This window comes from Paracoccus sediminis (genome assembly GCF_900188295.1).
Classification (GTDB): domain Bacteria; phylum Pseudomonadota; class Alphaproteobacteria; order Rhodobacterales; family Rhodobacteraceae; genus Paracoccus; species Paracoccus sediminis.
Genome location: NZ_FZNM01000001.1, coordinates 309,751 through 322,101, shown reverse-complemented (window position 1 = coordinate 322,101; position 12,351 = coordinate 309,751). Strand labels below are relative to the sequence as shown.

General features: G+C 66.2%; 14 protein-coding genes. 12 read left to right on the top strand and 2 right to left on the bottom strand.

What is annotated here, in order from left to right; genetic code table 11:
• Positions 1-80: 80 nt before the first annotated feature.
• Genes CHB77_RS18855 through CHB77_RS01735 form a run of 4 tightly spaced genes read left to right on the top strand, consistent with a single transcriptional unit; the run spans position 81 to position 3,955 of the window.
• Positions 81-872, top strand: a complete 792-nt coding sequence (locus CHB77_RS18855) for an ABC transporter ATP-binding protein (protein ID WP_089386445.1) — start codon at positions 81-83, stop codon at positions 870-872.
• Between the two features lie 47 nt (positions 873-919).
• Complete coding sequence (locus tag CHB77_RS01745) at positions 920-1,600, top strand: ABC transporter ATP-binding protein (protein ID WP_089386703.1); 681 nt, start codon at positions 920-922, stop codon at positions 1,598-1,600.
• A 3-nt stretch (positions 1,601-1,603) separates the two neighbouring features.
• A complete protein-coding gene (locus CHB77_RS01740) occupies positions 1,604-2,611 on the top strand; it encodes a branched-chain amino acid ABC transporter permease (RefSeq protein ID WP_089386444.1) in 1,008 nt (335 codons plus the stop codon).
• Positions 2,612-2,623: 12 nt separating this feature from the next.
• The gene (locus CHB77_RS01735) at positions 2,624-3,955 is read left to right on the top strand and encodes a branched-chain amino acid ABC transporter permease (protein ID WP_089386443.1); all 1,332 of its coding nucleotides are present in this window, start codon (positions 2,624-2,626) and stop codon (positions 3,953-3,955) included.
• A gap of 23 nt (positions 3,956-3,978) precedes the next feature.
• Here CHB77_RS01735 and CHB77_RS01730 read toward each other — a convergent pair whose 3' ends face one another.
• Positions 3,979-4,506, bottom strand: coding sequence for a CAP domain-containing protein (locus CHB77_RS01730; RefSeq protein ID WP_089386442.1), 528 nt, complete (start codon positions 4,504-4,506; stop codon positions 3,979-3,981).
• 101 nt (positions 4,507-4,607) lie between these two features.
• Here CHB77_RS01730 and guaA point away from each other — a divergent pair, with 101 nt between their 5' ends.
• The 8 genes from guaA to CHB77_RS17950 all read left to right on the top strand — a co-directional run bounded on the left by guaA (position 4,608) and on the right by CHB77_RS17950 (position 11,497).
• The gene (gene guaA / locus CHB77_RS01725) at positions 4,608-6,167 is read left to right on the top strand and encodes a glutamine-hydrolyzing GMP synthase (RefSeq protein ID WP_089386702.1); all 1,560 of its coding nucleotides are present in this window, start codon (positions 4,608-4,610) and stop codon (positions 6,165-6,167) included.
• A 53-nt stretch (positions 6,168-6,220) separates the two neighbouring features.
• Complete coding sequence (locus tag CHB77_RS01720; protein WP_089386441.1) at positions 6,221-7,027, top strand: GNAT family N-acetyltransferase; 807 nt, start codon at positions 6,221-6,223, stop codon at positions 7,025-7,027.
• Positions 7,028-7,096: 69 nt separating this feature from the next.
• Complete coding sequence (locus tag CHB77_RS01715; protein ID WP_089386440.1) at positions 7,097-8,914, top strand: M3 family oligoendopeptidase; 1,818 nt, start codon at positions 7,097-7,099, stop codon at positions 8,912-8,914.
• 7 nt (positions 8,915-8,921) lie between these two features.
• Positions 8,922-10,103: a dipeptidase gene (locus tag CHB77_RS01710; protein WP_089386439.1), complete on the top strand. Its 1,182-nt coding sequence runs from the start codon at positions 8,922-8,924 to the stop codon at positions 10,101-10,103.
• Between the two features lie 3 nt (positions 10,104-10,106).
• Positions 10,107-10,490: a D-ribose pyranase gene (gene rbsD, locus CHB77_RS01705; protein WP_089386438.1), complete on the top strand. Its 384-nt coding sequence runs from the start codon at positions 10,107-10,109 to the stop codon at positions 10,488-10,490.
• Between the two features lie 62 nt (positions 10,491-10,552).
• The gene (locus CHB77_RS17955) at positions 10,553-10,690 is read left to right on the top strand and encodes an entericidin EcnAB (protein ID WP_131023284.1); all 138 of its coding nucleotides are present in this window, start codon (positions 10,553-10,555) and stop codon (positions 10,688-10,690) included.
• Between the two features lie 175 nt (positions 10,691-10,865).
• The gene (locus CHB77_RS01700; RefSeq protein ID WP_089386437.1) at positions 10,866-11,249 is read left to right on the top strand and encodes a hypothetical protein; all 384 of its coding nucleotides are present in this window, start codon (positions 10,866-10,868) and stop codon (positions 11,247-11,249) included.
• 68 nt (positions 11,250-11,317) lie between these two features.
• A complete protein-coding gene (locus CHB77_RS17950) occupies positions 11,318-11,497 on the top strand; it encodes a hypothetical protein (RefSeq protein ID WP_131023285.1) in 180 nt (59 codons plus the stop codon).
• Between the two features lie 74 nt (positions 11,498-11,571).
• On the opposite strand, the gene CHB77_RS01695 is transcribed toward CHB77_RS17950, so the two are convergent.
• The gene (locus CHB77_RS01695) at positions 11,572-12,063 is read right to left on the bottom strand and encodes a GAF domain-containing protein (protein ID WP_089386436.1); all 492 of its coding nucleotides are present in this window, start codon (positions 12,061-12,063) and stop codon (positions 11,572-11,574) included.
• Positions 12,064-12,351: the final 288 nt, after the last annotated feature.

Here is a 12,351-nt window from a genome sequence, read left to right as displayed (position 1 = left end):
CGGTTGCCGGGCCATTTTTCATGACAAAAGCCGCTGAATGCGGTCACACTTCACCAATGGCGTGAAGACGGGGTACGGAAATGATACGGGTCGAAGACCTCCACCGGCATTTCGGCGGCTTCCGCGCCGTCGATGGCGCCAGCGTCACCATCGAGACGGGATCGATCACCGGGCTGATCGGACCGAACGGCGCGGGCAAATCGACGCTGTTCAACGTGATCGCGGGCGTGCTGCCGCCCACGTCGGGCCGCGTCTTCATGGATGGCGAGGACATTACCGGCCTGCCCCCGCACGAGTTGTTCCACAAGGGCCTGCTGCGCACCTTCCAGCTGGCGCACGAGTTTTCGTCGATGACCGTGCGCGAGAACCTGATGATGGTGCCCGGCGCCCAATCGGGCGAGACGATCTGGAAGACCTGGCTGCAACGCGGCCGGATCGAGCGCGAGGAGGCCGAGTTGCGCCGCCGCGCCGACGAGGTTCTGGATTTCCTGACCATCCGCCACCTGACCCACGAAAAGGCCGGCAACCTGTCGGGCGGGCAGAAAAAGCTGCTGGAGTTGGGCCGCACGATGATGGTCGATGCCAAGGTCGTGTTCCTGGACGAGGTGGGCGCGGGCGTGAACCGCACCCTGCTGGGCACCATCGGCGACGCCATCGTGCGGCTGAACCGTGAGCGCGGCTATACCTTTTGCGTCATCGAACACGACATGGATTTCATCGGCCGGCTGTGCGACCCGGTGATCGTGATGGCGGCGGGCAAAGTTTTGGCCCAGGGCGACGCCGCCCACATCATGCAGAACGAGGACGTGATCGAGGCCTATCTGGGCACCGGCCTGAAGAACAAGGTCAAGGCCGCGGGGGGTGCGCTGTGATCCAGTCCCAACCGCAAACCACGCAGCCCTTCCTGTCGGCCCAGGCGATGCGCGGCGGATACGGCAAGGCCGACATCCTGCACGGCTGCACCCTGACCGTGGACCAGGGCCAGATCGCCGTGATCGTCGGCCCCAACGGCGCGGGCAAATCCACCGCCATGAAGGCCGTCTTCGGAATGCTGCCCCTGCGCGAGGGCCGCGTGACCCTGGGCGGTCAGGACATCACCGCCCTGTCGCCGCAGGAGCGCGTGCGCAAGGGCATGGGCTTCGTGCCGCAGACCCACAACATCTTCCCGACCATGACGGTCGAGGAAAACCTGGAAATGGGCGCCTATATCCGCGACGACGACGTGCGCCAGACCCTGGCGCAGGTCTATGACCTGTTCCCCGCCGTGGCCGAAAAGCGCCGTCAGGCGGCGGGCGAACTGTCCGGGGGCCAGCGCCAGCAGGTCGCCGTGGGCCGCGCGCTGATGACCCGGCCGCAGCTTCTGATGCTGGACGAACCCACCGCCGGGGTCAGCCCCATCGTCATGGACGAACTGTTCGACCGCATCATCGAGGTCGCGCGCACCGGCATTTCCATCCTGATGGTCGAACAGAACGCCCGTCAGGCGCTGGAGATCGCCGACATCGGCTATGTCCTGGTCCAGGGCGCCAACCGCTATACCGACACCGGAGAGGCCCTGCTGGCCGACCCCGAGGTCCGCCGAACCTTCCTGGGGGGCTGAAACGTGGACATCCTCAACGCCCTTGTGGCCTTTTTGAACTTTGTCTTCATCCCTGCCGCCGCCTATGGGGCGCAACTGGCGCTTGGCGCGCTGGGGGTGACGCTGATCTATGGCATCCTGCGGTTTTCCAACTTCGCCCATGGCGACACGATGGCCTTTGGCACCGCCATCACGATCCTGACCACCTGGGGGATGCAGTCGCTGGGCATATCCCTGGGACCGTTGCCGACGGCGCTGCTGGCCCTGCCGGTGGGCATCGCCGCCACGGCGCTGCTGGTTTTGGGCACCGACCGCGCCGTGTACCGGTTCTATCGCGTCCAGAAGGCCGCGCCGATCATCTTCGTGATGGCCTCGGTCGGGGTGATGTTCGTGATGAACGGGTTGACGCGGCTGGTCATCGGCGTGGATGAACAGCGTTTCGACGACGGCGCGCGCTTCATCATCGCGGTCCGCGATTTCCGCGAATGGTCCGGCCTGGCCGAAGGACTGGCCCTGCGATCCACCCAGGCGCTGACGGTGGTGGTCACGGCGATCGTCTGCGCGGCGCTGTTCTGGTTCCTGAACCGCACCAAGGCGGGCAAGGCCATGCGCGCCTATTCCGACAACGAAGATCTGGCGCTGCTGTCGGGCATCGATCCCGAACGCGTGGTGCGCCTGACCTGGATCATCGCCGCCGCGCTGATGACCATTGCCGGCGTGCTCTACGGGTTGGACAAGTCCTTTCGGCCCTTCAACTATTTCCAGATCCTGCTGCCGATCTTCGCCGCCGCCATCGTGGGGGGCCTGGGCAGTCCGGTCGGCGCGATCGCGGGCGGATTCCTGGTGGCCTTTTCCGAGGTCGCGGTAACATACCCCTGGGTCAAGGTCGCGGGATACCTGTTCCCCGGCTGGGAACCCGGCGGGCTGCTGCAACTGCTGGGGACCGAATACAAATTCGCCGTCAGCTTCGTCATCCTGATCGTGGTTCTGCTGTTCCGCCCGACCGGGCTGTTCCGCGGCAAGTCGGTGTAAGGGGGATCCGCCATGTCATCCAACCGTCAAGCCGCCGCATCCAGCCCCTGGCGCGCGCCCATCCTGTTCGCGGTCCTGGCGATCCTGTTCGTGCTGGAGGGCACGGTCCGCAACGGCCTGTTTTCGGGATCCTGGAACACCGCGCTGGCGATCCTGAACATGGGGCTGATCTCGGCCATCACCGCGCTTGGGGTGAACATGCAATGGGGCTATGCCGGGCTGTTCAACACCGGCGTGGTGGGCTTTCTGGCCATCGGCGGGCTGGCCCCGGTGCTGGTGTCCCTGCCCCCGGTCGAGGGCGCATGGGCCGCGGGCGGGCCGCGCCTGATCGGGTCGCTGCTGGTGGGCCTGGGCACGCTGGCCTTGGCCAAGATCGTCTATACCCGCACCCGCCGCGCCTGGGCGGTGGCCCTAGTGCTGATCGCGGGCTTTGTCGCCTATCGCTGGCTGTTCGACCCCGCCGTTTCCGCGATCGAGGCCAATGACAGCGCCCGCACCGGAAACATCGGCGGGCTGGGCCTGCCGGTCCTGCTGTCCTGGCTGGTGGGCGGCGCCTTTGCCGCAGCCGCCGCCTGGGCCGTGGGCAAGGTCGCGCTGGGGCTGCGGTCGGACTATCTGGCCATCGCCACGCTAGGCATCGGCGAGATCATCGTGGCCGTCCTGCGCAACGAGGACTGGCTGGCGCGCGGCGTCAAGAACGTCGCCTCGATCCCGCGCCCCGTGCCTTATGAGATCGATTTGCAGCAGAACCCCGCCTTTGTGGATTTTGCCGGGCGCTGGGGTTTGGGGGTGGCCGAGGCGTCGGGCATCTGGGTCAAGCTGTGCTACCTGTCGCTGTTCCTGGTGGTGCTGCTGGCGATCATCCTTTTGGCGCAGCTTGCGCTGAAATCGCCCTGGGGGCGGATGATGCGCGCCATCCGCGACAACGAGGTCGCGGCCGAGGCGATGGGCAAGGACGTGACCGCCCGCCACCTGCAAATCTTCGTTCTGGGATCGGCGGTGATCGGCATCGCGGGGGCGATGATGATAACGCTGGACGGGCTGATGGCGCCCAACGGTTACAACCCGCTGCGCTATACGTTCCTGATCTGGGTGATGGTGATCGTCGGCGGATCCGGCAACAACTGGGGATCGGTGCTGGGCGCGATCCTGATCTGGTTCCTGTGGATCAAGGTCGAGGTCTGGGGTCCGAACCTGATCGGCGTCCTGGTCGGCCCCCTGCCCGACGGCGACATCAAGGCGCATCTTCTGGGCAGCGCGCCGCACATGCGGTTCATCGCCATGGGGCTGGTCCTGCTGTTGGTGCTGCGCTTTGCCCCGCGCGGCCTGGTGCCCGAAAAATAGCAAAGGGGCTGAACGGCCCCTTTTCAGCCGCAGTCATTGCCAAGCACGACGCTGTAATAGCCCTGCCCGTCCGGTCCTGGGGCGAAACCGCTGCCCACCTGGCGGCTGGTCTGGCCCAGAAGCTCGGTCCGCTGCGCCTCGCCGCCCATCCAGGCCATGACGGCCATGGCCGGGCTGTCGCTGCGGGCGACAAGCTGGACCACCCCGCAGGCCGGATACCCCAAGGCACGCGCCCGATCCACAACGCTGGACCCGTTCGAGCCTTCGACATCGACGCGCCCGGTTCGCGCCATGTCGCAGGCGTGGCTCTGGGCGGCTTGGGCAAGCAGCGGGGCACTGTCCAGCACTCTCTTGCCTTCGGCCTGCCGGGCGGCGTTGACGGCGCCGTCAAGCCGGGCGACGATGGCGGGGTTGACGGCGCATTGCGCGGCCAGCGACTGTTCCGCCGGGGCGGCGGCGCGCCCCCAAGGCATCTCCAATCCGATCCCCGGCTGGCAGGCGGCAAGCACGGCCAGACTGGCGGCGGCGGCGAAATGACGGAAGACGGACATGAAAACCTCGGGCGATGCGGTTGAAAACGCATGGCTGCAAGACGGGGTTCCGCCCCCCGAATCCCTTGCGCGGCGGCATGGGCGCGCTTAAAGCGCAACCCATGACCCAGCATCAGCGCCTTCTCATCATCGATTTCGGATCCCAGGTCACGCAGCTGATCGCGCGCCGCCTGCGCGAGTTGAACATCTTTTGTGAAATCCACCCCTACAACCTGTTGACCGACGATATCCTGCGCGGGTTGGACCCGCAGGCCGTGATCCTGTCGGGCGGCCCGGACAGCGTGACGCGCGCGGGTAGCCCCCGCGCCCCGCAGGCGGTGTTCGGCCTGGGCGTGCCGGTCTTTGGCATCTGCTATGGCCAACAGGTGATGATGGAACAGCTGGGCGGCGCGGTCGAGGCCGGGCATCACGCCGAATACGGCCGCGCCTTCATCGCGCCCGCCGCCGGCCACAAGAACGACGGCATCTTCGCGGGCCTGTTCGACACGGGCCGCGAAGAAGTCTGGATGAGCCATGGCGACCGCGTGACCGCCCTTGCGCCGGGGTTCGCGGTGATCGGCACCTCGCAGGGCGCGCCCTTCGCGATGATCGCGGACGAGGCGCGCCGCTTCTATGCCGTCCAGTTCCACCCCGAGGTGCATCACACCCCGAACGGCCGCATCATGCTGGAAAATTTTGTCCGCATGGCGGGTTTTACCGGCGACTGGACCATGGCCGGATACCGCGACGAGGCGATCCGCAAGATCCGCGAACAGGTCGGCGACCGCAAGGTCATCTGCGGGCTGTCGGGCGGCGTGGACAGTTCCGTTGCCGCCGTCCTGATCCACGAGGCGATCGGCGACCAGTTGACCTGCGTCTTCGTGGACCACGGCCTTTTGCGCCTGAACGAGGCCGAGGAAGTCGTGACCATGTTCCGCGACAACTACAACATCCCGCTGATCCATGCCGACGAAAGCGACCTGTTCCTGGGCGCGCTGGAGGGGGTCAGCGACCCCGAGGTCAAGCGCAAGACCATCGGGCGGCTGTTCATCGACGTGTTCCAGCGTTACGCATCCGGCATCGACGGGGCCGAATTCCTGGCCCAGGGCACGCTGTATCCCGACGTGATCGAAAGCGTCAGCTTTTCGGGCGGGCCGTCGGTTACGATCAAGTCGCACCACAATGTCGGCGGCCTGCCGGAAAAGATGGGCCTGAAGCTGGTCGAGCCGCTGCGCGAACTGTTCAAGGACGAGGTGCGCGCCCTTGGCCGCGAGCTGGGCCTGCCGGACAAATTCATCGGCCGCCATCCCTTTCCCGGCCCCGGCCTTGCCATCCGCTGTCCCGGAGAGATCACCCGCGAGAAACTGGACATCCTGCGCAAGGCCGATGCCGTTTTCATCGACCAGATCCGCAGGCATGGGTTGTATGACGACATCTGGCAGGCCTTCGTGGCGATCCTGCCCGTGCGCACGGTGGGCGTGATGGGCGACGGGCGCACCTATGACTATGCCTGCGCGCTGCGGGCGGTCACGTCGGTCGATGGCATGACGGCGGATTACTATCCCTTCACCCACGATTTCCTGGGCGAGACGGCAACCCGCATCATCAACGAGGTCAAGGGCATCAACCGATGCACCTATGACATCACCTCGAAACCGCCGGGCACGATCGAGTGGGAATGATCGACCGTTAAGCCCGGCACGTTCCTTGTTTCCTGTTGCCCGAAAGGATCATCATGACCTGCGCCTGCGGCCATCACCATGCCCCCCGCCATCACCATGATGCCGGGGGAACGCCGATCGCCCTGCCCGCGCCGATGGTCGGTCTGACCGGGCGGCTGATCTGTCAGGATGCGGACCAGATGATGACGGCGCTGGCGCTGTTGCCCGAACACAGCCGGCTCAGCCGCGAGGAACCCGGCTGCCTGCGTTTCGACCTGTGGCAGGACGAGGATCCCCTGATCTGGAACCTGTCCGAACTGTTCATCGATGCCGACGCCTTCGCGGCCCATGCCGCGCGGACCAAAGACAGCGAATGGGGGCGGCAGAGCACGGGCATCGGGCGTGACTTTCAGCGCCATGACGTGATTCCGGTCATCAGGCATGAAACCCGCAACGATCTGGATGCCATCGACGCCCTGATGCGCGATGCCTTTGGCGGCAATGACGAAGCACGCATCGTGCGCAAGCTGCGCCAGGACGGCGACCTGGCCTTGTCGCTGGTGGCCGATGCGGCCGGCGCCCTGGCCGGGCATGTCGCCCTGTCGCCCTTGGGCGCGGACGGCCCGGCCTTCGCGCTTGCCCCGCTGTCGGTGGCGCCCAAGGCGCAGCGCCTGGGCATCGGCGCGGCCCTGGTGCATGGGGCCGTGACCTGGGCCGACGCGGCGGCGGTCGTCGTGCTGGGGGCGCCGTCCTATTACGGGCCGCTGGGCTTCAAGCACGCGGACCTTTCCTCGCCCTATGCGGGTCTGGCCTTGCAGATGATCGGCGATCTGCCCAAGGGCAGCCCGATCCGACACGCGCCCGGTTTTGTGACGCTGTAGGGGCCGCGCGGCCTTGCGTCCCGGCCCCTGCCGGTTACATCTGGGACGCAAGCACGGAAAGGATCCCCCATGGCAGGACAACCGACCTTCGACGCCGCTGACCCGACCGTGGGCGGCGACCTTGGCAATCTTCCCGCCTGGGATCTGACCGATCTGTATCCCGCGCCGGATTCGGTCGAACTAACCGCCGACATCGCCCTGCTGGAAACCGAGGTCGCGGATTTCGCCGCCCGCTATCAGGGCAACCTGGCCGATCTGTCCCCGGCCGAGATGCTGGCCTGCATCGAGGCCTATCAGCGCATCGACATCACCGCCGGGCGGATCATGTCCTATGCGGGACTGCGGTATTACCAGAACACCACCGATGCGGCGCGGGCCAAGATGATGGGCGACCTGCAAGGGCGCATCACCGACATCACCACGCCGCTGGTGTTCTTCAGCCTGGAATTCAACCGCATTCCCGACGCGGCCTATGATGCGGTGTTTGCCGCGCCCGACGGTCCCGCCCGCTACAAGCCCGTGTTCGACCGGATGCGCGCCATGCGGCCGCACCAGTTGTCGGACGAACTGGAACAGTTCCTGCACGACGCATCCGTGGTCGGCGCCGCCGCCTGGAACCGGCTGTTCGACGAAACCACCGCCGCCCTGGAATTCGACGTAGAGGGCGAGACGCTGGGCCTGGAGGCCACGCTGAACCTGCTGACCGACCACGACCGGTCCCGGCGCGAGGCCGCGGCCCGCGCCCTGGCCGCCGTGTTCGAAAAGAACGTCAAGCTGTTCGCCCGCATCCACAACACCTTGGCCAAGGAAAAAGCCATCGAGGACCGGTGGCGCAAGATGCCCACACCCCAGCACGGCCGCCATCTGTCCAACCATGTCGAACCCGAGGTGGTCGAGGCGCTGCGCAACGCCGTCACCGCCGCCTATCCGCGCCTGTCGCATCGCTATTACGCTTTGAAGGCAAGGTGGCTGGGGCTGGACAGGTTACAGATCTGGGACCGCAACGCCCCCCTGCCGACCGCATCCGACAAGATGGTCGGCTGGGACGAGGCGCGGGAAACCGTGCTGGACGCCTATGAGGGCTTTTCGCCGCGCCTGGCGGAACTGGCCGAACCGTTTTTCGACAAAGGCTGGATCGACGCCGCCGTCACGCCCGGCAAGGCGCCGGGCGCATTCGCCCACCCGACCGTGACGACCGTGCATCCCTATGTGATGCTGAATTATCTGGGCAAGCCGCGCGACGTGATGACCTTGGCCCATGAACTGGGCCACGGCGTCCATCAGCGGCTGGCGGCGGGCCAGGGCGAGTTGCTGTCGTCCACCCCGCTGACGCTGGCCGAAACCGCATCGGTGTTCGGAGAGATGCTAACCTTTCGCGCCCTGCTGGCCCGGACCACCGATCCCGTGCAGAAAAAGGCGCTGCTGGCCGGCAAGGTCGAGGACATGATAAACACCGTCGTCCGCCAGATCGCCTTTTACGATTTCGAATGTCGCCTGCACGCGGCGCGGGCGGCAGGGGAACTGACCCCCGACGACATCAACGCGCTGTGGATGGCGGTCCAGCACGAAAGCCTTGGCCCGGTGTTCGCGTTCATGCCGGGATACGAGACGTTCTGGACCTATGTCCCGCATTTCGTGCATTCGCCCTTCTACGTGTATGCCTATGCCTTCGGCGACGGGCTGGTGAATGCGCTGTATGCGGCCTATGAAGGCGGACTGCCGGATTTCCAGGCCAAGTATTTCGACCTGCTGGCGGCGGGCGGATCGAAGCACCATTCGGAATTGCTGGCGCCCTTCGGGCTGGATGCCTCGGACCCGGAATTCTGGGACAAGGGCCTGTCGATGATCGAAGGCTTCATCGACGAGCTTGAAGCCTTGGAAGCCTGAGGCAGGAATGCGGAAACGCATCCTCGCGGGCATTGCGATCCTGTTCGTTCTGGCGGCGGGGGCGTTCTTCATCCTTGCGCCGGGCTATGTCGAACGGGCGCTGAACCCGCTGCGGATGCCCGCCCAGGGCTGGCCGGTGACCGAGCGGGCGCAGGCGCTGCATGACCGGCTGGCGATCGCCGACTGGCATTCCGACGCGCTGCTGTGGGACCGCGACATCCTGGACCGCGCCGACCGGGGCCATACGGACGTGCCGCGCCTGCTGGACGGCAATGTCGCCGTGCAGGTGTTCACCACCGTCACCAAAAGCCCGCGCGGCCAGAATTACGACCAGAACAGCGCCGAGGCCCCCGACAACATCACGCCCTTGTTCATGGGCCAGTTGCGCCCCGTGCGGTCTTGGTTCTCGCTCCGCGAGCGCGCCCTGGTGCAGGCCGAGGCCTTGGCTCGGGCGGCCGAGGATGCGCCCGACCGCTTGCGCCTGATCCGCACGCGGGACGACCTGCAAGCGGTGCTGGACGCGCGGGCGGGCGGGCGGCGCGTGCTGGGCGCGGTGCTGGGGTCCGAGGGCGCGCATCCACTGGAAGGCGACATTGCCAACCTGGACGTGCTGTATGATGCGGGCTTCCGGCTGCTGGGCCTGACGCATTTCTTTGACAACGAACTGGGCGGCAGCCTGCACGGCGAAGGCGGCACCGGCGCCGGGCTGTCGGATTTCGGGCGTCAGGTCGTGGACGGCATGATCGCACGCGGCATGGTGATCGATCTTGCCCATGCCTCGCCCCGGATGGTGCAGGACGTGCTGGCCATCTCCGTTTCGCGCCCGATCCTGTCCCATACCGGAATCCGCAGCCATTGCGGCAGCCGTCGCAACCTGGACGATGACCTGATCCGATCGATCGCCGCCAAGGGTGGCATGATCGGCCTCGGCTTCTGGGCCGATGTGGTCTGCGGCGAGACACCGTCCGACATCGCCGGCGCCATCGTCGCAGCCATTGCCCTGGTGGGCGAGGATCAGGTCACGCTGGGGTCCGACTATGACGGGTCGGTGGGGGTGCCCTTTGACGCGGCCAACCTGGCGGCCCTGACCCAGGCGCTGCTGGATGCGGGCCTGACGGATGCGCAGATCACCAAGATCATGGGGACCAACATGATCCGCTATCTTTCCGAAACCCTTCCCGAAGGCTGAGCGATGAAACGCACCCCCTTGCTGCATTCCGAACTGTCCGGCCTGGTGGCGGCGATGGGTCATGGCGACCTGCTGGTGATCGGCGACGCGGGGTTGCCGGTGCCGCCGGGGGTGCGCTGCATCGACCTGGCCGTCACGCGCGGCGTGCCCCGGTTCTTCGACGTGCTGGATGCCGTGCTGGCCGAACTGACGGTGGAACGATCTGCCTGGGCCAGCGAGGCTTCGGCCGGCCTGGCCCGCGACCTGCGCGCCCGCGCCCTGGGCCAGACCGGCACCGTGGACCATGACACGTTCAAGGCCCTGACCCGCGATGCCCGCGCTATCGTGCGCACGGGCGAATGCACGCCCTATGCCAATGTCGCCCTGTGGTCGGGGGTGGCGTTCTGACGGCGGAACCGGGCGCGGGGAACGGCGTTCGGTGCGCAGATCATGACAAAGGAGAAGGACGGATGCAGAAGACCCTTATCGGCCTTGGCGCGATCCTTGCGATGCTGACCCTTGCCGGTTGCCAGACCGCGCAGGGTTTCGGTCAGGACGTATCGACCGCGGGCCAGGTGATCCAGCAGGAAAGCGCCGAGGCAATGTGACGTGCCAGAGGCGGTCCTGGCGGGCCGCCTCTGCCCAGCCTGGCATGGACCGTTCGGTTGTATGCCTTGGAGGATCCGTCCGATGTCCTGCCCCCCAAAGCCAGTCAACAAGGCCCGTCACAAGGGAATGCCGGGCGTTGTCAGGATCGGGGAAACGATACAGGGAACGGGGCGGATGCGTACCATCATTCTGGCGATGATGACGTTGCTGCCGTTGCCTGCGGCCGCGTTCACGGCACAGAACGGCATGACCGCCACCCAGCTTAATCCCACCGAAATCGCTGTCCTGCACGAGGTCAAACGCGGCGATACCGATTACTGGTGTGCGGCGGGCGACTTTGCACAACGCGCCTTGGGCCTGCCGGGGCGAACCCGGTTGTGGCGCGCATCGCCAGAGCCGCGCGGCGCCGGGGAAGGCATCGTCTTTACATTGGATCCAGCCCGGCAGGCACCCGGTTCGGGCCTGTCCCAATTCGGCGCGGGGCCGCGTGACGGGTCTGTCTCCGTGGCGATGGCGGCAGGCAATTATTGCCGGATCATCGTCCCGCCTTGGGATTGAACGACGTTTTTCGGGAACCCATTCATCGGTCGGGCGTCAGGTCTGACATACCCTTTGAGGATAACAGCATGAAAAACCCATGGATGAGCGCCTGGCTGTCGGCCACCAACAGCATGACCGGCGCCGCGCGCGGTCAGATGCTGGCCGAGATGAGCAGGATGCAGACCCAGATGATGAACGACTGGCAACGGTCCTGGATGGACGCCTGGATGGGCATGTGGCTGCCCGGCGGCAAATCCGGCCGATAGCGCCAGTGATGGAACGCGCGGCGCATGGGAGGCCGCGCATTCCCGCCCGGCCGCCCGACGAACGGATATCGGGATCAGGCGGCCTGAGAGCCGATGCTGTCCAGCCGGTTCGTGACCATCGCACAGTGGGTTTCCACCAGATCGAGCGCGTCGTCGTTCAGATCGGGGCGCGGGTGGCGGCTAAGAAAACAGAACATGCCAAAGACGCTGCCATCTGGGCGATGGACGGGCACGGACAGGTGGCTGCCGATGGGAATCATCTGTGTGATCGGCAGATCGGTGGCGATCTTGTGAACGCTGGTGTCCGGCATCAGGCGCGGCAGGTTGCCGTCGATGATGTGCTTGCAGTAAACCTCTCGGATATCCATGCTTTGGCTGGGCTGGATCATCGCTTCCAGCCCCGGCGCGCTGACGGCGCGAAAGACCGCGCGGCTGTCCACGAATTCCGACAGATAGGCGACCTCCATCCCCAGGGTTTCGCGCACCGTGTCCAGAGAGTTCTGGATGGCGGCGTGATGCGCAGGGTTTGCTGCGGCGGCGGAAAGGGCGGGCGTGCGGGCGGTCATGGCATCCTCGTTAAACGACAGGATCCCACGGTATCACGAGGGGCCTCGCGGATGGCGCCGGAAATGCGTCTGTTTTTATTCATTCGAATGCCCGCGCCGCGACAGCGGAACGGCCGTCCAGGTTCGAGGCGTGTGTGGTGCTGCCGGATCACCTGCAATGCCTTTGGCGGCTGCCGGATGGGATTGCGATTGTTCGGTGCGATGGGGCGCGATCACGGCGCGGTTTTCTCGCGGTCTGCCGGCGGGACCGCTGCGCGACAGCCATGTGTTCCGGCAGGAACGCGGCAT

Bases quoted from the DNA above. Each gene is read 5' to 3' on its own strand.
- CHB77_RS18855 (WP_089386445.1), top strand. From the start codon at position 81: ATGATACGGGTCGAAGACCTCCACCGGCATTTCGGCGGCTTCCGCGCC.
- CHB77_RS01745 (WP_089386703.1), top strand. From the start codon at position 920: ATGCGCGGCGGATACGGCAAGGCCGACATCCTGCACGGCTGCACCCTG.
- CHB77_RS01735 (WP_089386443.1), top strand. From the start codon at position 2,624: ATGTCATCCAACCGTCAAGCCGCCGCATCCAGCCCCTGGCGCGCGCCC.
- CHB77_RS01730 (WP_089386442.1), bottom strand. From the start codon at position 4,506: ATGTCCGTCTTCCGTCATTTCGCCGCCGCCGCCAGTCTGGCCGTGCTT.
- guaA (WP_089386702.1), top strand. From the start codon at position 4,608: ATGACCCAGCATCAGCGCCTTCTCATCATCGATTTCGGATCCCAGGTC.
- CHB77_RS01720 (WP_089386441.1), top strand. From the start codon at position 6,221: ATGACCTGCGCCTGCGGCCATCACCATGCCCCCCGCCATCACCATGAT.
- CHB77_RS01715 (WP_089386440.1), top strand. From the start codon at position 7,097: ATGGCAGGACAACCGACCTTCGACGCCGCTGACCCGACCGTGGGCGGC.
- CHB77_RS01710 (WP_089386439.1), top strand. From the start codon at position 8,922: ATGCGGAAACGCATCCTCGCGGGCATTGCGATCCTGTTCGTTCTGGCG.
- rbsD (WP_089386438.1), top strand. From the start codon at position 10,107: ATGAAACGCACCCCCTTGCTGCATTCCGAACTGTCCGGCCTGGTGGCG.
- CHB77_RS17955 (WP_131023284.1), top strand. From the start codon at position 10,553: ATGCAGAAGACCCTTATCGGCCTTGGCGCGATCCTTGCGATGCTGACC.
- CHB77_RS01700 (WP_089386437.1), top strand. From the start codon at position 10,866: ATGCGTACCATCATTCTGGCGATGATGACGTTGCTGCCGTTGCCTGCG.
- CHB77_RS17950 (WP_131023285.1), top strand. From the start codon at position 11,318: ATGAAAAACCCATGGATGAGCGCCTGGCTGTCGGCCACCAACAGCATG.
- CHB77_RS01695 (WP_089386436.1), bottom strand. From the start codon at position 12,063: ATGACCGCCCGCACGCCCGCCCTTTCCGCCGCCGCAGCAAACCCTGCG.